This window comes from Curtobacterium sp. MCLR17_054, assembly GCF_003234335.2.
GTDB lineage: Bacteria > Actinomycetota > Actinomycetes > Actinomycetales > Microbacteriaceae > Curtobacterium > Curtobacterium flaccumfaciens.
Window position 1 is genome coordinate 1,579,918 of sequence record NZ_CP126263.1, and the last position, 18,272, is coordinate 1,598,189.

At 69.5% G+C, this 18,272-nt stretch carries 15 protein-coding genes; 13 read left to right on the plus strand and 2 right to left on the minus strand.

Annotated features, from left to right (window positions below; genetic code table 11):
• Positions 1-50 precede the first annotated feature (50 nt).
• The 4 genes from ctaC to DEJ08_RS07575 all read left to right on the plus strand — a co-directional run bounded on the left by ctaC (position 51) and on the right by DEJ08_RS07575 (position 4,654).
• Positions 51-953 carry an aa3-type cytochrome oxidase subunit II gene (gene ctaC / locus DEJ08_RS07560; protein WP_027465265.1) on the plus strand — a complete coding sequence of 301 codons (903 nt, stop codon included), beginning with the start codon at positions 51-53 and terminating at the stop codon, positions 951-953.
• A gap of 11 nt (positions 954-964) precedes the next feature.
• Entirely contained in the window at positions 965-2,701 is a 1,737-nt protein-coding gene (gene ctaD, locus DEJ08_RS07565) for an aa3-type cytochrome oxidase subunit I (protein ID WP_027465266.1), read from the plus strand.
• 4 nt (positions 2,702-2,705) lie between these two features.
• Positions 2,706-3,122: a cytochrome c oxidase subunit 4 gene (locus tag DEJ08_RS07570; protein WP_111030352.1), complete on the plus strand. Its 417-nt coding sequence runs from the start codon at positions 2,706-2,708 to the stop codon at positions 3,120-3,122.
• 158 nt (positions 3,123-3,280) lie between these two features.
• A complete protein-coding gene (locus DEJ08_RS07575; RefSeq protein ID WP_071405720.1) occupies positions 3,281-4,654 on the plus strand; it encodes a glucose-6-phosphate dehydrogenase in 1,374 nt (457 codons plus the stop codon).
• A gap of 114 nt (positions 4,655-4,768) precedes the next feature.
• On the opposite strand, the gene DEJ08_RS07580 is transcribed toward DEJ08_RS07575, so the two are convergent.
• Together DEJ08_RS07580 and DEJ08_RS07585 are read right to left on the minus strand one after the other, a co-directional pair.
• Positions 4,769-6,700 carry a glycoside hydrolase family 15 protein gene (locus DEJ08_RS07580; RefSeq protein WP_111054983.1) on the minus strand — a complete coding sequence of 644 codons (1,932 nt, stop codon included), beginning with the start codon at positions 6,698-6,700 and terminating at the stop codon, positions 4,769-4,771.
• 78 nt (positions 6,701-6,778) lie between these two features.
• Positions 6,779-7,843 (minus strand): App1 family protein phosphatidate phosphatase, encoded by a 1,065-nt coding sequence (locus DEJ08_RS07585; RefSeq protein ID WP_110864632.1) that lies wholly within the window; start codon positions 7,841-7,843, stop codon positions 6,779-6,781.
• Between the two features lie 153 nt (positions 7,844-7,996).
• Between DEJ08_RS07585 and DEJ08_RS07590 the strand changes: the two genes are divergently transcribed.
• From DEJ08_RS07590 to cydC, 9 genes are all read left to right on the plus strand, one after another.
• Positions 7,997-8,644, plus strand: coding sequence for a TetR/AcrR family transcriptional regulator (locus DEJ08_RS07590; RefSeq protein ID WP_111039135.1), 648 nt, complete (start codon positions 7,997-7,999; stop codon positions 8,642-8,644).
• A 229-nt stretch (positions 8,645-8,873) separates the two neighbouring features.
• Positions 8,874-9,800: an ABC transporter ATP-binding protein gene (locus DEJ08_RS07595; protein ID WP_027465271.1), complete on the plus strand. Its 927-nt coding sequence runs from the start codon at positions 8,874-8,876 to the stop codon at positions 9,798-9,800.
• Positions 9,797-10,513: an ABC transporter permease gene (locus tag DEJ08_RS07600; protein ID WP_110864634.1), complete on the plus strand. Its 717-nt coding sequence runs from the start codon at positions 9,797-9,799 to the stop codon at positions 10,511-10,513. The genes DEJ08_RS07595 and DEJ08_RS07600 overlap by 4 nt, the downstream gene beginning before the upstream one ends.
• Positions 10,510-11,238, plus strand: a complete 729-nt coding sequence (locus DEJ08_RS07605) for an ABC transporter permease (RefSeq protein ID WP_111054957.1) — start codon at positions 10,510-10,512, stop codon at positions 11,236-11,238. Before DEJ08_RS07600 ends, DEJ08_RS07605 begins: the two co-directional genes overlap by 4 nt.
• A complete protein-coding gene (locus DEJ08_RS07610; protein WP_110864635.1) occupies positions 11,235-12,158 on the plus strand; it encodes an ABC transporter substrate-binding protein in 924 nt (307 codons plus the stop codon). The genes DEJ08_RS07605 and DEJ08_RS07610 overlap by 4 nt, the downstream gene beginning before the upstream one ends.
• 273 nt (positions 12,159-12,431) lie before the next feature.
• A complete protein-coding gene (locus tag DEJ08_RS07615) occupies positions 12,432-13,844 on the plus strand; it encodes a cytochrome ubiquinol oxidase subunit I (protein WP_071405716.1) in 1,413 nt (470 codons plus the stop codon).
• Between the two features lie 16 nt (positions 13,845-13,860).
• On the plus strand, positions 13,861-14,865 hold the full coding sequence (cydB, locus tag DEJ08_RS07620; RefSeq protein WP_110864636.1) for a cytochrome d ubiquinol oxidase subunit II: 1,005 nt from the start codon (positions 13,861-13,863) through the stop codon (positions 14,863-14,865).
• Positions 14,866-14,875: 10 nt separating this feature from the next.
• Positions 14,876-16,552, plus strand: a complete 1,677-nt coding sequence (gene cydD, locus DEJ08_RS07625; RefSeq protein WP_111054956.1) for a thiol reductant ABC exporter subunit CydD — start codon at positions 14,876-14,878, stop codon at positions 16,550-16,552.
• Entirely contained in the window at positions 16,549-18,237 is a 1,689-nt protein-coding gene (gene cydC / locus DEJ08_RS07630) for a thiol reductant ABC exporter subunit CydC (RefSeq protein WP_111054955.1), read from the plus strand. The genes cydD and cydC overlap by 4 nt, the downstream gene beginning before the upstream one ends.
• Positions 18,238-18,272 lie beyond the last annotated feature (35 nt).

An 18,272-nucleotide genomic window follows, 5' to 3' on the forward strand; every position in this document is an offset into this window, starting at 1 on the left:
GGACTCGACGGGCTGACCTCCGAAGCTCACGTCTTTTGCGAGAGGTAACAGTGCGTTCGAATCGCCGTATACGTTGGGCGGCCGTCCCGGTGGCCGTCGGTCTGGTCATCGCACTGGCTGGCTGCACGCAGCAGCAGATGAACGGATGGCTCCCCGGCACGGAGGAGACGAAGAACGTCACCAACCACACGAGCCGCATCGTCGGCCTGTGGACCACCAGCTGGGTCGTTCTCCTCGCCGTCGGTCTCATCGTCTGGGGCCTGATCATCTGGGCCGCGATCGTCTACCGCCGCCGGAAGGGCCAGACCGGCCTGCCCGTGCAGATGCGGTACAACATGCCGCTCGAGATCTTCTACACGATCGTGCCGCTGATCCTCGTGCTCGGCTTCTTCGCCTTCACCGCGAAGGACCAGGCCGCGATCGAGAAGCCCTTCGCAGACCCGGACGCCACCGTGCACGTGTACGGCAAGCGCTGGGCGTGGGACTTCAACTACATCAACAAGGACAACCCCGAAGAGAGCGTCTACTACCAGGGCATCCAGGCCCAGGAAGAAGAGAACGCCAACGGGGCGATCGACGAGTCGCAGCTGCCGACCCTCTACCTGCCGAAGGGCAAGAAGGTCGCGATCGAGCTCTCCTCGCGCGACGTCGACCACTCCTTCTGGGTCATCGACTTCCTGTACAAGAAGGACATGCTCCCGGGCAAGACCAACTGGGAGTACTTCATCCCGGAGAAGCTCGGCACGTACCAGGGCAAGTGCGCGGAGCTCTGCGGTGAGTACCACTCGCTGATGCTCTTCCAGGTGAAGGTCGTCACGCCGGCGCAGTACCAGGACTACCTCGACACCCTGAAGGACCAGGGCAAGGTCGGTCTGCTCGGTGACGAGTACAACACCAACACCAACGAACCGAACAACAAGGCGCCGGTCGAGGCGTCCAGCGAGAACAAGTAGGGGCTCGTCAGATGACAACGTCACTCGTCGGCCAACCGACCCAGACCTCGTCGCCGGACTTCCAGGCGTCGAAGGTGGGTCGGAAGGGCAACATCGTCGTCCGGTGGATCACCTCCACCGATCACAAGACCATCGGGTACATGTACCTGATCGCGTCGTTCATCTTCTTCCTGCTCGCAGGTGTGATGGCCCTCGTGATCCGTGCCCAGCTCTTCGAACCCGGCCTGCACGTGGTCGCGACGAAGGAGCAGTACAACCAGCTGTTCACGATGCACGGCACGATCATGCTGCTGATGTTCGCGACGCCACTGTTCTCCGGCTTCGCGAACGCGATCATGCCGCTCCAGATCGGTGCGCCCGACGTCGCCTTCCCGCGACTCAACGGCTTCGCCTTCTGGCTCTACCTGTTCGGCTCGCTCATCGCGGTCGGCGGCTTCCTCACCCCGCAGGGCGCTGCCTCGTTCGGGTGGTTCGCCTACGCGCCACTGAGTGACACGACGTTCACACCAGGGCTCGGCGGAACACTCTGGGTCTTCGGGCTCGGCATGACCGGCTTCTCGACGATCCTCGGCGCGGTGAACTTCATCACGACGATCATCACGATGCGTGCCCCGGGTCTGACCATGTTCCGCATGTCGATCTTCACGTGGAACACCCTCGTGACGGCGCTCCTCGTCCTGATGGCCTTCCCGGTCCTCGCGACGGCGCTCTTCGGCCTCGGGCTCGACCGCGTGTTCGACGCACAGATCTTCAACCCGGCCAACGGCGGGGCCCTGCTCTGGCAGCACCTGTTCTGGTTCTTCGGGCACCCCGAGGTCTACATCATCGCGCTGCCGTTCTTCGGCATCGTCTCCGAGGTCTTCCCGGTGTTCAGCCGCAAGCCGATCTTCGGGTACAAGACCCTGGTCTACGCGACCATCTCCATCGCGGCCCTCTCGGTCACGGTGTGGGCGCACCACATGTACGTCACCGGCGGAGTCCTGCTCCCGTGGTTCTCGCTCATGACGATGCTGATCGCGGTCCCGACCGGCGTGAAGATCTTCAACTGGGTCGGCACGATGTGGCGCGGTTCGGTCACGTTCGAGACCCCGCTGCTCTGGGCCCTCGGCTTCCTGATCACCTTCACGTTCGGTGGTCTGACCGGTGTCATCCTGGCGTCGCCGCCGCTCGACTTCCACGTGTCCGACTCGTACTTCGTCGTCGCGCACTTCCACTACGTGGTCTTCGGCACCGTCGTGTTCGCGATGTTCTCCGGCTTCTACTTCTGGTGGCCGAAGTGGACCGGCAAGATGCTCAACGAGCGTCTCGGCAAGATCCACTTCTGGCTCCTGTTCATCGGGTTCCACACCACGTTCCTCATCCAGCACTGGCTGGGCGTCATCGGCATGCCGCGTCGCTACGCGACCTACCTGCCGAACGACGGCTTCACCTGGATGAACCAGCTGTCGACGATCGGCTCGATGATCCTCGCGATCTCGTTCCTGCCGTTCATCTTCAACGTCTACGTGACCGCCCGGAACGCACCGAAGGTCGCCGTGAACGACCCGTGGGGCTACGGCCGCTCGCTCGAGTGGGCGACCTCCTGCCCGCCGCCGCGCCACAACTTCACGTCGATCCCGCGCATCCGTTCGGAGTCCCCGGCCTTCGACCTGAACCACCCCGAGGCCGGTGTGCCGATCGGTGTGGGTCCCGCGAAGGACGCCCCCGATGCCCCGACCTACGACGCCGCGAAGGGCGAGGTGAAGTAACGCCATGCGCGCGAACACCAACCTGTTCTGGATCCTCTTCGGGTTCTTCATCCTGGCGGACGCCGCCTACACGATCTGGGCGCTGATCTACTACGGCGAGCCCGAGTGGGTGGGCACCGTTGCCATCGGTCTGACCGGCCTGATGTCCGCGTTCATCGCGTTCTACCTGGGCAAGGTCATGGCGTCCCAGGGCGGTGTCCTGCCCGAGGACCGTCCCGACGCCAACATCGAGGACGGCGACGCCGAGCTCGGGCACTTCAGCCCCTGGTCGTGGTGGCCGATCCTGCTGGCCGCCGCGGTCGCCGTGTGCTTCCTCGGTGTGGCCGCCGGCCTGTGGATCGTCCCGATCGGACTCGTCCTCGTGGCGATCACCCTGGTCGGCTGGGTCTACGAGTACTACCGCGGCAACTTCGGGCACTGACCCGGCGCTGCAGCGCACCTGACACTTCGGGCGGCACCAGAACGGTGCCGCCCGAAGTGCGTCCAGGAGACGAACTCCGGTCCCGATCCGGAACAAACGGGCCCGCCCGCGACTTGACTGGAGCGGACCTCCCACCACAGCGAAAGGAGTCACCTCAGGTGACCGACAAGCGCACCCTCATCATCTTCGGCGCGACGGGCGACCTCGCCTCCCGCCTGCTCCTGCCGGGCCTCGGCACGTTCCTGCAGAGCGGCCGTGCCGTCCCCGTGCAGTTGATCGGCACGGGCCGCAGCGAGCGCAGCCCCGAGAAGTGGAAGGACATCGTCACGCAGTCCTTCGCGTCGCAGGACGTCAAGGGGCCGGAGGTCGACGCGACCATCGAGTCGACGCAGTTCATCCAGGGCGACCCCACCGACCCGAAGCACCTCGAGGCGCTCCTGGCCGCGGCCGACTCCGAGCCGATCCTGTACTTCGCCCTCCCGCCGCAGATCGCCTCCGACATCTGCGAGGCTCTCGAGCACGTCGAGCTCCCCGAGGGCACGACCCTCGCCTTCGAGAAGCCCTTCGGCACCGACGTCGCCAGCGCCCAGGCCCTCAACGAGACGGTGCTGAAGCTGGTCCCGGAAGAGCGCGTGCACCGCACCGACCACTTCCTCGGCCGCACCACGGTCCTGAACATCATCGGTCTGCGCTTCGCGAACCGCCTGTTCGAGCCGATCTGGAACGCCGACAACATCGAGAAGGTCGACGTCTTCTACGACGAGACCCTCGGGCTCGAGAACCGCGCCCAGTACTACGACGAGGCCGGCGCGATGGTCGACATGATCCAGTCGCACCTGCTGCAGATCCTCGGCATCGTGACGATGGACGCCCCGGCGGACATCGACGCGGTCGAGTTCCGCTCGTCCCTGGCCCGGGTGCTCCGTTCGACCCAGCTCAAGGGCGGCGACCCGAAGATCGCGTCGCGTCGCGCCGTCTACACGGCCGGCACGATCGACGGCAAGGAGCTGCCGTCGTACCAGGACGAGGACGGCGTCGACAAGTCGCGGAGCACCGAGACGCTCGCCGAGATCTCGGTCGAGGTCGACACGGCCCGCTGGAAGGGCGTTCCGTTCACGCTGCGCTCCGGCAAGGCACTCGGCAACAGCCGGAAAGAGGTGCTGATCACCTTCAAGCCGGTCACCCGCCTGCCCTCCGGCCTGAGCGGTCGCCCGAAGGCGGACACGCTCCGCATCGTCCTGAACCCGGACGAGATCGAGCTGACCGTGTCGGCCAACGGCGGTGGCAACCCGTTCGAGATGGGCCAGGTCACCCTGTCGTCGTCGTTCAGCGACGGCGAGCTCACCCCGTACGGCGAGGTCCTGAACGGCATCTTCCACGACGACCCGCTGCTCTCCATCCGCGGTGACGTGGCCGAGCGCTGCTGGGAGATCGTGGAGCCGGTCGTTGCCGCGTGGAAGGCCGACGAGGTCCCGCTCGAGGAGTACCGCGCCGGTTCGCGCGGCCCGGCGGACTGGGAGTCGTCGTCCTGACGGACGCGCTGCTGACGTCCTGAACGGACGCCCTGACGGACGGGAGGCCCGGTGCCAGCTGGCACCGGGCCTCCCGTCCGTCGTGGGGTCGCCATCAGGGCATCGCGGGACGCATCAGGCGGGGGAGCCGGCGCGCTCACCCTCGCCGGTCCACGACCGGGTGCCGCCGTCGTGGACGGGCAACCGCGTGCGGTGCCCGACGGTCGCGCCACGGGCGCGCTCGATGGCGTCCGCTGCCGACACGAGCGTCAGGTGCGACAGCACCTGCGGGGTGTTCCCGATGTGGTGTCCGGTGGCGACGTCGATCTCCTCGGAGAGCATGCCGACGTCGTTGGCGTACCCGACGAGCACGTCCATCAGGCGCTCGGCGTCCTCGACCCGGCCCGAGGCGGCGTACTGCTCCACCAGCCAGAACGAGCACGCCAGGAACGGGTGCTCGGCGCCGGACAGCCCGTCGAAGCCGGCCGTCGTGCGGTAGCGGAGCACGAGGCCGTCGTCGCCGACCCGCAGGTCCTCCTCGATGGCGCGCACGGTGCCCGTCATCCGGGGGTCGTCGGCGCGGCAGAACCCGACCTGCGGCAGGACGAGCAGGCTCGCGTCGACCTCGTCGGTGTCGTAGTGCTGGCGGAACGAACCGCGCTCCGCGTTCCAGCCGTGCTCCTCGATCTCGGCGCGGACGGTGTCGCGCAGGGTGCGCCACCGGTCGACGGGGCCCTCGAGGCCGAACTCCTCGACCGCGGCGACCCCGCGGTCGAACGCGGCCCAGATCATCACCCGCGAGTGCGTGAAGCTCCGCCGGGGGCCGCGCATCTCCCAGATGCCGTTGTCCGGCTCCTGCCAGTGCTCCTCGACGTAGCCGAGCAGCGCCCGCTGCAGCGCCCACGAGTCGGCGTTCTCCTCGACACCGAGCTCGCGGGCGTCGTGCAGTGCCGCGAGCACCTCGCCGAAGACGTCGCCCTGGTACTGGGTCGAGGCGCCGTTGCCGACGCGCACGGGCGTCGAGCCGAGGTACCCGGGCAGCTCGGGCAGCTCCCGTTCGGGCAGCTCGCGTTCGCCGGCGATGCCGTACATGATCTGCACGTCGGCGGGGTCACCAGCGATCGCGCGCAGCAGCCAGCCGCGCCAGTGCGTGGCCTCGTCGCGGTACCCGTGGGCGATGAGCGAGGCGAGCGCGAGGGACGCGTCGCGCAGCCACACGTAGCGGTAGTCCCAGTTGCGTTCGCCGCCCGGGTCCTCCGGCAGGCCCGTGGTCGCGGCGGCGACGATGCCACCGGTGTCGCCGTGGGTCATCGCGCGGAGGAACACCAGCGACCGTCGTGCGGCGTCGGCGTACCGACCGGTGGTCTGCGCCGGGGCGGTCCACGCCGTCCACCACTGCACCGTGTGGGCGAGGGCCGCGTCGACGTCGAGTGGCTCCGGCGGCTCGCGGTGCGACGGGTACCAGGTGAGCACGGTGTCGAGCACGTCGCCGTCGTGGATCGTCGTGACGGCGGTGTGCCGGTGGTCGTCGGCGCGGAACTGCGGTCCCCGCACGATCACCGAGCCCGGACCGGCCGTCGCGAGCAGCGCCGGTTCGTCGTCGTCCCCGATCTGCCGGATCCACGGCAGGGCCCGCGCGTAGTCGAACCGGATCCGGAGCGTCTGCCGGAGTTCGACGGTGCCGCGGAGCCCGCGCACCCGGCGGACGATCGAGGGGCGGTGCGCGCCGACGGGCATGAACTCGGTGACCTCGACCACACCGTCACGGGTGGTCCACACGGTCGAGAGCACCAGGGTGTCGCCGTGGTACCGCCACTCGGCCGTGGCCTCGTCGTCGACGGGTCGCAGGGTCCAGTGGCCGTGGTCCTCGGTGCCGAGCAGCGAGGCGAAGGTGGACGAGCTGTCGAAGCGCGGCAAACACGCCCAGTCGATGGTCCCGTCGCGGCCGACCAGGGCAGCGGTGCCGGTGTCGCCGATCAGGGCGTGGTCCTCGATGCGGTTCGGCGGTGTGTGCGGTGCGGCTTGGTTGGGTGCAGCTTGGTGCGGCGCGGCCGGCTCGGTGCTCATGGACCGATCGAACACCCGGTGCCCGAGCGCCGCGGTCGACCACGGGTGCTCCGGGCCGCGATCGTGATGAAGGGTCGCTCAGGCCGGGTCGGAGGCGTCGGACTCGATGATGCCGACCCGCGCGAGCTCGCTCCACAGACCGGCGCCGTCCGGTGCGTACACCCAGGGTGCCGACGAGTCACGGGAGCGTTCCTGCGCCCGCGAGCGTCCGCCGGCCAGGACCGCTTCGCTCGTGGACAGCTGCCGGATGGCGACGCCCGCGACGTTGTCCGGGTGCTCCCGCGAGAAGTCGCCGTAGAGGCTCTCGTCGTGCTGTCCGTCGTCGCCGACCAGGAGCCAGCGGATGTCCGGGAAGTCCTTCGCGAGCCGGCGCAGGTTCTCCTGCTTGTGCAGCTGCCCGCTGCGGAAGAACCGGTCGTGGGTGGGACCCCAGTCGGTGAGCAGGAGCGTGCCGGACGGGTACATGTTGCGCGACAGGAAGCGCTGCAGCGTCGGCGCGACGTTCCACGCTCCGGTCGACAGGTAGACCGTCGGGGAACCGGGGTGCTGCGCGAGGATCCGCTCGTAGAGCACGGACATGCCGGGCACGGGGCGGCGGGCGTGCTCGGTCAGGACGAACGAGTTCCAGGCGGCGAGCATGGGGCGGGGGAGCGAGGTCACCATCACGGTGTCGTCGATGTCGGACAGCAGCCCGAAGCGGGTGTCCGGGTGCACGACGAACACGTCGGCCTCGACGTCGCGCCCGCCACCTGCCGACAGCCGCACCGTGCGCCAGCCGGGCTCGAGGTCGATCGGGACGATGGTGTCGACGACACCGCCACGGTCGGTCTGCACCACGTGGGAGACGCCGCCGGCGGTGACGGTGACCTCGGCGTGGTCGACGGCGACGCTCGTGAAGCTCTTCCAGCCGCGGACTCCGGCGTAGGAGACGTCCGAGGCGAGACCCCGGCGGGTGAGGAGCACACGGCAGAGGATGCGCACCCAACCGGGCGCGCCGTAGCCGGTGTACGGGACCACCGTCGGGACGAGTCCGCGACGGCGTGCACGGTGCTCGCGGAACTCCTGGACGGCGTCCTCGATGCGGGCCGCGCGGTGCAGGAGCGGCTCGGCCAACGACGGCTCGTGGGGCGTCGGGTCGGGCATGGCGTCATCCTCCCACGGGCGGCTGACGAAACCCGCGCGCTGTACAGAACTGGTGCGTCGCAACTGGTGAGTCGCAGCCACGTTCCAGGTGCGTTCTGCGAAAGTTGTCCCCGTCACACCAACCAACCGCGCTGGAGCGCAAGAGGAGAACACGTGCTCGTCACCGAGGTAACGAACGCTCTGCCGGGGGGATCATCACTGCTCAGGAACGAGCCGGTCCAAGCCCGCAGTTCGGCGCGCCTCGCCGGCCTCCTCGACGCCGCAGCCGCGGTGATCGACGAGATCGGGTTCGAACGGCTCACGACCGCCATGGTCGCCGAGCGCGCGGGGGCGTCGATCGGCACCGTCTACCGGTACTTCCCGGACCGCATCGCCGTGGTCGAGGCACTCGCGATCCGCTGCACCCAGCGGCTCGCCGCCCGCTTCGTCGAGGCGCTCGACGCCAGTGGCGCCGTGACCTGGCAGGACGCCAACGACGCGCTCATCGACATGACCGCAGAGATGTACCGCACCGAGCCCGGCTTCCGGGCCATCCGCTTCGGCGACCCGGCGGACACCGGAACGGGCGACGCGGAGGACCGCATGGGTGCGCTCGGCGCGGCCGTCGGCCAGATCATGCGCGACCGCTTCGGCCTGCCGGACGACGAGCGCATCACCCGCGCCTGGGTCGTCCTCGCCGAGTCCGGTCACGCGGTGCTGGCACGGGCACACCGCGACCGCGAGCACCCCGACACGGAGCTGATCGAGGAGTACCGCCGGATGAACCGTGCGCACCTGGAATCGGTGATCGCCGCTTCCTGACCGTCCCGTCGAACCGGCGCGACACGCCGGAGACCGAACCGACCCGCCCGCGCCTCCGAACACCGAGGCGCGGGCGTCGTCGTCCCCGCCGATCCCGTGGTTCCCGTCGGCATCCCCACCGACCTGTGCACCGCCGCGGGTCCGTCACGGATCGTCACAGCGAACCGATGTCGGCACCCCCGGGTACTCTCATCCGGAGTCGGGCTACCTCCGAACAGAAGGGCACCCCATGATCGAGTTCCGCTCGGTGCGCAAGACCTACCCGGACGGCACGACTGCGGTCGAGCACTTCGATCTGGTCATCCCGTCCCGGACCACCACCGTCTTCGTCGGATCCAGCGGCTGTGGCAAGACCACGCTGCTCCGCATGATCAACCGCATGGTCGACCCCACTTCCGGAACCGTCGAGATCGACGGCTCGGACGTCGCCGGGATCAACCCCGTCGAGCTCCGTCGCCACATCGGCTACGTCATGCAGAACTCCGGGCTGCTGCCGCACCGCAAGGTCGTCGACAACATCGCGACCGTCCCGCTGCTGACCGGCGTCTCCAAGGCCGACGCCCGCAAGCGCGCCCTCGAGCTCATGGACACCGTCGGACTCGACCGTGCCTTCGCCGACCGCTACCCGTCACAGCTCTCCGGCGGCCAGCAGCAGCGCGTCGGTGTGGCCCGCGGGCTGGCCGTCGACCCGAACATCCTGCTCATGGACGAGCCGTTCGGTGCGGTGGACCCGCTGGTGCGCAACGACCTGCAGGACGAGCTCATCCGCCTGCAGCGCGAACTCGGCAAGACCGTCGTGTTCGTGACGCACGACATCGACGAGGCGTTCAAGCTCGGCGACCAGGTCGTCATCCTCAAGAAGGGCGGCGAGATCGCCCAGCAGGGGACGCCGGCCGAGATCCTCGCCGCACCCGCCGACGACTTCGTCGCCACGTTCATCGGCGCCGGCCGCGGGCGCCGCGCGCTCCGCGTCGAGCAGACCCCGACCGGTCCGATCGTCGTCGACGGTGAAGGCCGCGCAGCCGGCGTGCTGACGGGCCCCGTCGGGGTCGTCGACGCCGCCGAGGCCGTTCCGCAGTCCGACTCCCGAGCAGCAGAGGCCGGAGCGTCCCACGACGCACCGGGTGCCCCGGCGCAGGGTGGGGGCACCCGGTGAAGTGGGTGCTGGCGAACCTCGACACGATCTGGGACAACACGGTCTCCCACCTCGCGATCGCGATCCCGCCGATCATCGTCGCGTTCCTGCTGTCGATCCCGATCGGGTGGCTGGTGGTCCGGCTGCAGCGCCCCGGTGGGTCGCGCTTCGCATCGGGTGTGGGCAGCAGCATCGTGACCCTCGCCGGTCTGCTCTACGCAATCCCGTCGCTCGCCCTGTTCGTGGCGCTCCCGAGCATCATCGGCACCGGCCTGCAGAGCCCGATCAACGTCGTCATCGGTCTGACGCTGTACGGCCTCGCGCTGATGGTCCGTTCCACGGTCGACGGGCTGACCTCGGTCGACTCCGAGACCAAGTCCGCGTCGACCGCCATGGGTTACTCGCCAGCGCAGCGGTTCTTCCGTGTTGAGCTCCCGCTCGCCGGTCCGGTCCTGCTGGCCGGCCTCCGGGTGGTCTCGGTCTCCACGATCTCGCTGACCACGGTCGGCGCGGTCCTCGGCATCCCGAGTCTCGGCCTGCTGTTCACCGACGGCCTGGGGCGCGGGATCTACGAGGAGATCCTCTCCGGCATCGTGATGGTGCTCGTGCTCGCCTTCGCCCTCGACGGCCTCCTCGTGCTGCTCGGGCGCCTGGTCATGCCGTGGACCCGGACGAACTCGGTGTCACGCCGACAGGCTCGCCGAGTCCTGCAAGCAGCGGAGGTCTCCTCGTGATCATCGGTCAGGCCTTCGCGTGGGTGTTCGACCCCACGAACTACGGCGGGTACAACGGCATCCCCACGCGCCTCTGGGAGCACGTCTGGATCACCCTGCTCGCGGTGCTCATCGCCGCGGTCATCGCTGTGCCGGTCGGGTACGCGATCGGCCACACCCGCCGCGCTCGTGGCTTCTCGATCGCGGTGTCCGGCGGGGTGCGGGCGCTCCCGACGCTCGGCGTGCTCTCGCTGTTCGGGCTGCTGCTCGGCATCGGGCTGCAGGCCCCCTTGCTCGCCCTCGTCATCCTGGCGATCCCGTCGGTGCTCGCCGGTGCGTACTCCGGCATCGAGTCCGTCGAACCGGGGGTCGTCGACGCCGCGAAGGCCCAGGGCATGACCGGCTGGCAGATCCTGTGGAAGGTCGAGATCCCGCTCGGGCTCCCGCTGCTGATAGGTGGCATCCGCGCCGCGGTGCTGCAGGTCGTCGCGACGGCCACGCTCGCCGCGTACGTCGGGGCCGGTGGCCTCGGCGGGTACTTCTTCCTCGGCCTGAAGACCCAGGACTACGCCGAGATGCTCGGCGCCTCCATCCTCGTGATCGCCCTCGCGATCGCGTTCGAGATCGTGTTCGCCGTGCTGCAGCGGGCGGCGGTGCCGAAGGGCACCGCGGACCCGTCGGCCCGACAGCGTCAGGGGTCGCGTGAGCGAGCCCGCAATCCACTCCCGGAAGGAAATCCCTCGTGATCACAGCACCCAAGATCCGCGCCGGTGTCGCCGCCGCGATGGCGGTCGGCGTCGTCGCCGCCCTCGCCGGCTGCGCGTCGAGCGACCCGCTCGACAGCGGTTCCAGCGACTCGTCCGACTCGAAGACCATCGTCGTCGGTTCGCAGCAGTACTACTCGAACGAGATCATCGCCGAGCTGTACGCCCAGGTCCTCGAGAAGGACGGCTTCGACGTGAAGCGCAACTTCAACATCGGGCAGCGTGAGGTCTACATCCCGCAGCTCGAGAAGGGCGCCATCGACGTCATGCCCGAGTACAGCGGCAACCTGCTGCAGTACTTCGACAAGGACTCGGACGCGAAGACCGCCGACCAGATCGACGACGGGCTCGACACGGCCCTGCCGAAGGGCCTCCGGGTCCTCGACGAAGCCGACGCGACCGACCAGGACAGCTACACCGTCACGAAGAAGTTCTCCGAGGACAACGACGTCACGAGCCTGGCCGACCTGAAGAACGTCGACGAGAAGCTCACCGTGGGCGCCAACTCCGAGAACCAGACGCGGCCGTACGGCCCGAAGGGGCTCAAGTCGGTCTACGGCGTCGACGTCGACTTCAAGGCGATCGAGGACGGCGGCGGGGCCCTGACCGTCAAGGCGCTCAAGGACGACACCGTCCAGCTGGCCGACATCTACACCGCCGACCCGAGCATCAAGGCGAACGGCTTCGTCACGCTGAAGGACCCGGAGAACCTGATCCTGCCGCAGAACGTCGTGCCGGTCGTCTCGAAGAAGGTCAACGAGAAGGCTGCGGACGCGATCGACTCGGTCAACGAGAAGCTCACGACCGAGGCCCTGATCGAGCTCAACACCAAGAGCACGGCCGACAAGGAGAAGGCGTCCACCATCGCCGAGGACTGGCTCAAGGCCGAGGGTCTGCTGTAGCCAGAGGTTCACGAACAAAACGACAGGCGTCGGGTATCCACCCGGCGCCTGTCGTCGTTCGTGGAGCAGGCAGCGCGAACATCCGTGCCGCACGGTTGTGCCGTGCAAGGGCTGTGCACGTTTGTGCACGGAGTCGTTCTACAACTTGTCGAAGTGTGATCCAGCGCGATAGCGTTGGGGTGTCCCAAGGGCTGTGACACCTGATGTATCCGTTCCACAGGAAGCAACTGACGTGCACGAACAGCGCGCGGCCACCCGTCTCGGAATCGCCGCATGAACGACCTCCTCGATCCGCTCCTCCTGTCGCGGTGGCAGTTCGGTCTGACGACCATCTACCACTTCCTCTTCGTCCCGCTGACGATCGGCATGGCAGCCGTTGTGGCCGTGTTCCAGACCGCCTGGTACCGGACCGGCCGCGCGCACTACCTGCAGCTGACGCGGTTCTTCGGGCGGATCTTCCTGATCAACTTCGCGATGGGTGTCGTGACGGGCATCGTGCAGGAGTTCCAGTTCGGCATGAACTGGTCGAACTACTCGCGCTTCGTCGGTGACGTCTTCGGCGCACCGCTCGCGCTCGAGGGCATCCTGGCGTTCTTCTTCGAAGCGGCCTTCATCGGCATCTGGATCTTCGGCTGGGACCGCCTGCCCAAGGGGTTGCACCTGGCGAGCATCTGGTGCGTGAGCGCCGGCACGATCATGTCGGCGTACTTCATCATCGCCGCGAACGCGTTCATGCAGCACCCGGTCGGCTTCGCGATGAACGAGGCCAAGGGCCGTGCGGAGCTCACCGACATCTGGGCGGTGCTCGGCAACAAGGTCGCCCTGGCCGCGTTCCCGCACACGCTCTTCGCCTGCTTCATGGTCGCCGCGGCGGTCATCATCTCGGTCGCGGCCTACCACCTGGCCCGCAACCAGAACCTCGAGACGATGCTGCCGGCGCTCAAGTTCGGCATGTGGACCATGCTCGCTGCCGGCGCGCTGACCGTCCTGACCGGCGACCAGCTCGGCCTGACGATGGTCGACACGCAGCCGATGAAGATGGCGGCGGCCGAGGCGCTGTACAACACCGCGACCGGCAAGGACGCCTCGTTCTCGATCTTCACGCTCGGCACGCCCGACGGCGTGCACGAGCTGTTCTCGATCCGGGTGCCTTACCTGCTGTCGTTCCTGTCGACGCACACGTTCAACGGCACGGTCGAGGGCATCAACGACCTGCAGGCGCAGTACACGCAGGTGTACGGCCCCGGCGACTACAAGCCGATCATCTGGGTCACCTACTGGTCGTTCCGCTGGATGATCGCCCTCGGTGTCGGCGCGGTCATGGTCTCGCTGGTCGGGCTGTGGCTGACCCGCAAGGGCCGGTTCCCGACGCAGCGCTGGGTGTGGCGCATCGCCACCTGGACGGTGCCGCTGCCGATGGCCGCGATGATCGTCGGCTGGGTCTTCACCGAGATGGGCCGCCAGCCGTGGCTCGTGTTCGGGCTGCTCCAGACGAAGGACGGTGTGTCGCCGAACGTGACCGGACTCGAGGTCCTCATCTCGCTGCTGGTCTTCACCCTGATCTACGGCTCGCTGGCCGTCGTCGAGTTCAAGCTCATCAAGAAGGTCGCGCAAGAGGGGCCCGCCGACCCGGACGAGGTCGACGAGGAGACCGGCGAGGTCAAGCACGAAGTGACGGTCTACTAGAAATGGACGCTGCCTGATGGATCTCCCCGTTCTCTGGTTCGCGATCGTCGGCGTCTTCTTCGTCGGCTACTTCGTCCTCGACGGATTCGACTTCGGTGTCGGCATGTCCCTGCCGTTCCTCGGCAAGGACGACACCGACCGTCGGGTCCTGATCAACACCATCGGCCCGGTCTGGGACCTCAACGAGACCTGGGTCATCGTCGCCGGGGCGTGCCTGTTCGCGGCGTTCCCGGAGTGGTACGCCACGATGTTCTCCGGCTTCTACCTGGCGCTGCTGCTCATCCTCGCTGCACTCATCCTGCGAGGGGTGTCGTTCGAGTACCGGCACCAGAACAAGCACCTCGAGTGGAAGCGCCGCTTCGACCTGATGATCATCGTCGGCAGTGCCGTGCCGTCGTTCCTGTGGGGCGTCGCGTTCGGCAACGTCGTCCGTGGCATCCCGATGGACGCCGGGCACAACTACACCGGCACGATCTTCGACCTGCTCAACCCGTTCGCGCTGCTGACCGGTGCCGCGACGCTGCTGGTGTTCTTCACCCACGGGGTCGTCTTCGTTGCGCTGAAGACCGAGGGCGACATCCGCGTCCGCGCCAAGCGCCTGGCGACCCGCGCCGGCATCGTCACGATCGTCGTCGGCGCCGCGTTCCTGGTGTCGATGGCCTTCGTCCGGGCCACCCCGGCCTCGCTGGTGCTCTCCGTGGTCGCCGCCCTGGCCCTGGTGCTCGCCGTGCTCTGCAACGCCTGGGGCAAGGAGGGGCGCGCCTTCACGCTGATGGCGGTCACCATCGCCGCGATCGTGCTCGCGATGTTCACGGCGATCTTCCCCGACGTCATGCCGGCCTCGAACGACGTCGCGAACAGCCTGAACGTGTACAACGCCTCGTCCGGGTCGTACACGCTGACCGTGATGAGCTGGGTCGCGCTGATCTTCGTGCCCCTGGTCTTCGCGTACCAGGCCTGGACCTACTGGGTGTTCCGCAAGCGCGTCTCCCGCGCCCACGTCACCGCGGCCGCGCACTAGGCGGACGACGATGAAGCCCCTCGACCCCCGACTCCTGCGGTTGTCCCGGACGGCGCGCGGCTTCATCGTCGCCGCCGCCGGCACCGGTGTCCTCCGCACGCTCGCGACCATCGCGATCGCGTGGGGGATCGCGGCGGCCGTCACCCTCGGGGTCGACGCCGTCGGCGACGGCAGGGTGCCGGCGGCGTTCGGGCAGGCGCTCGCGCTGCTCGGCGGGGCGTTCGTCCTGCGTACGGTGGCCGCGTGGGCGACGGACGACCTGGCGGCGCGCGCTGCTGCGAAGGTGAAGAGCGAGATGCGCACGACGGTGCTCGCCCGCGCCGCCGAGCGCGGTCCGTCGTGGCTCGCGGGCCGGTCGAGCGCCGGCTTCGCCACCACGCTTGGCCCCGGGCTCGACGCACTCGACGCCTACTTCGGCCGGTACCTGCCGCAGCTCGCGCTCACCGCGATCGCGACGCCGATGCTCCTGGTCGCGATCGGCCTGGGCGACCTGACGAGCGGGCTGATCATCCTGTTCGCCCTGCCCGTGATCCCGGTCTTCATGATCCTGATCGGCCTGGCCACGCAGTCGCTGCAGCGGAAGCAGTCGGACGCCCTCGCGAAGCTGGGTGGCGCCTTCACCGAGGCCGTCGAAGGGCTCGCCACGCTCAAGGTCTTCGGCCGTGCGCGCCGCCAGGTCGGTCGCATCGGGGTGGTCACCGACGAGTACCGTCGCGGCACGATCGGCGTCCTCCGGCTGTCCTTCGTGAGCGGCTTCGCGCTCGAGCTCGCCGCGAGCCTGTCCGTCGCACTGGTCGCCGTCTCGATCGGCATCCGCCTGGTGGACGGCTCGCTCGGCCTCGGGGCCGCGATGTTCGTGCTCGTGCTGGCACCGGAGGCCTTCGCCCCGATCCGCCAAGTCGGCGCCGACTTCCACGCCGCCCAGGACGGCGTCGAGGCCTCGGCCGCGGTGCTCGACGTGCTGGCCGACGACGAGACCGCATCACCGTCCGCGACCGGCAGCAGCGGCGGCAGCGGGACCGACACGGACCCCGCAGCACCCGCATCCGCCCTGGACGTCCGCGGACTCACCGTCCGCCGACCCGACGTCGTGATCGGACCGTTCGACCTGCACGCCGAGCCCGGCACCGTCGTCGTGCTGGCCGGCCCGAGCGGTTCCGGCAAGTCGAGCATCATCGCCGCACTCCGCGGTGTCCTGCCGCACGACGGTGCCGTCACCGTGCCCGGCCCGGCCGGCGCGTCCGTCGCCGAGCGCACCACGTGGGCCGACCAGCGCCCGCGTCTCGTCCGCGGGACGATCGCCGAGAACGTCGCGCTCAGCGCGACCCCCGACGACGCCGACGTGCGCACCGCGCTGGGCGACGCGGGGCTGGGACTCGACCCGGGCCTCCCGGTCGGCGCCGGTGGCAGCGGACTGTCCGGCGGCCAGGCACAGCGCGTCGCCGTCGCCCGCGCGCTGTACCGCGCGCGACGCGCCGCCACGCCCCTCGTGCTGCTCGACGAGCCGACGTCCGCGCTGGACGCCGAGTCCGAGGAACGCGTCATCGCGGCAGCCCGAGGCCTGGCGGCCGACGGCGCCGTCGTCGTGGTCGCCAGCCACCGACCCGCGGTCGTCGCCGCGGCCGACGTCCGCGTGGACGTCCGCGCCGGCGGGTCCGTGACGGTCCGCAAGGGGGTGCGCGCATGAGCCGGGAGGCCCGTGGCGGCTCCGTCCTGCGGCTCGCGATGCCGCACGGGTCGGGTTGGGCGAAGGCGGTCGCCGCCGGGTCGCTCAGCGCGGTCTGCGCGGTCGCGCTCCTCGCCGCGAGCGGCTACCTGATCACCCGTGCCGCCGAGCACCCGCCGATCCTGTACCTGACGCTCGTGATGGTCGGCGTGCGTGCGTTCGCGCTGGGGCGTGCCGTGCTCCGGTACGTCGACCGGCTCGCCGGGCACGACGCGTCCTTCCGGCAACTAGCCGTGGTGCGGACGGAGATGTACCGGCGGCTGGCGTCGATCGCTCCCGCCGGACTCGGCCGGACCGGACGCGGCGACCTCATGACGCGCCTGGTGACCGACACCGACCGGCTGCAGGACCTGCCGATCCGCGTCGTCGGGCCGCTCGTCTCCGCCGGGGTCGTCGCGGTGCTGTCGGTCGTCGCCGTGGCGCTCGTGTCGGTGCCGGCGGCGCTCGTGCTCGTCCTCGCGCTGGCGGTCGCGGCCCTGGTCGGCACGATCGTCACCCGGGCCATCGCCGAGCGCTCGGACCGCGAGACCGCCGCCGACCGGGGTCGCGTCGCGGACCTGGTGCTCGACACCGTCCGGACGCTCGACGTCTTCGCCGCGTACGGCACCCTCGACGAGCGGCTCGCGCACATCGCCCGGCTCGACGCGGGTGTCACCCGGGCCGTCCGGCGCCGTGGCACGGTCGAGTCGCTCGTCGGTGCCCTGGTCGGCCTGGTCGGTGGCGGTGCGGTGATCGGGATCCTCGCCGTCGGTGCCCCCGCCGTGGTGTCCGGTGCGCTCGACGGTCCGCTCTGGGCACTGGCGGTCTTCGTGCCGCTGGCGCTCTTCGAGGTCGTCGGGACCGTCCCGCTCGCCGTCCTGACGCTCCGCCGGGTGCGTGCTGCGGCCGAACGGGTCGAGCAGGTCGTGCCCGCCGAGGTGCCCGTCGGCATCGTCCCCGAGCCCGACGAGGACGCCGACCCGGCGTCGCTCGTGGTCGAGGGGCCGGTCACGCTCGCCGTGCAGGACCTGACCGTCCGCTGGCCTGGTGCTGCCGAGCGTGCAGTCGACGGGGTCTCGTTCACGCTCGCCCCCGGCGAGGTCGTCGTGCTCGAGGGGCCGAGCGGTGCCGGCAAGTCGACCCTGGTCGACGCGCTCGTCCGGTTCGTGGAGCACGAGGGTTCCTACACGCTCGACGGCGTCGAGGCGAGGGCGATGCACCCCGACGCGGTGCGGGCCCGGGTCGGCCTGATCGAACAGGACCCGTTCGTGTTCGACCAGTCGGTGCGGCAGAACCTGCTCTTCGCCCGCGAGACAGCGACCGACGAGGAACTGCTCGCCGTGCTCGACCGGGTCGGCCTGGGGGAGTGGGTCGTCCGGCGGGGCGGGCTGGACGCCTCGGTCGGGGAACGCGGCGTGCTCGTGTCCGGCGGCCAGGCGCACCGGCTCGCGCTCGCCCGCGCACTGCTGCACGCGTTCCCGGTGCTGGTGCTCGACGAACCGACCGCAGACGTCGACCCGGACCTCGGTGACACCGTGCTGCGTGACCTCGTCACCACGGCCCGCGCAGCGGGCCGGACGGTCGTCATCGTCTCGCACGTCCCGGTGGCGCCGGACCTGGTCGACCGCACCCTGCGGATGCGGGACGGACGCCTGCTCGCCGGGTGAGCCGACAGGCGGACGCGGGACGGGCCTCCCGGCTT

What these genes read in the sequence shown, in the direction of transcription:
- ctaD (WP_027465266.1), top strand. Translation starts at nt 965, where the DNA reads ATGACAACGTCACTCGTCGGCCAACCGACCCAGACCTCGTCGCCGGAC.
- DEJ08_RS07595 (WP_027465271.1), top strand. Translation starts at nt 8,874, where the DNA reads ATGATCGAGTTCCGCTCGGTGCGCAAGACCTACCCGGACGGCACGACT.
- DEJ08_RS07585 (WP_110864632.1), bottom strand. Translation starts at nt 7,843, where the DNA reads ATGCCCGACCCGACGCCCCACGAGCCGTCGTTGGCCGAGCCGCTCCTG.
- cydB (WP_110864636.1), top strand. Translation starts at nt 13,861, where the DNA reads ATGGATCTCCCCGTTCTCTGGTTCGCGATCGTCGGCGTCTTCTTCGTC.
- cydC (WP_111054955.1), top strand. Translation starts at nt 16,549, where the DNA reads ATGAGCCGGGAGGCCCGTGGCGGCTCCGTCCTGCGGCTCGCGATGCCG.
- DEJ08_RS07570 (WP_111030352.1), top strand. Translation starts at nt 2,706, where the DNA reads ATGCGCGCGAACACCAACCTGTTCTGGATCCTCTTCGGGTTCTTCATC.
- DEJ08_RS07615 (WP_071405716.1), top strand. Translation starts at nt 12,432, where the DNA reads ATGAACGACCTCCTCGATCCGCTCCTCCTGTCGCGGTGGCAGTTCGGT.
- cydD (WP_111054956.1), top strand. Translation starts at nt 14,876, where the DNA reads ATGAAGCCCCTCGACCCCCGACTCCTGCGGTTGTCCCGGACGGCGCGC.
- DEJ08_RS07580 (WP_111054983.1), bottom strand. Translation starts at nt 6,700, where the DNA reads ATGAGCACCGAGCCGGCCGCGCCGCACCAAGCTGCACCCAACCAAGCC.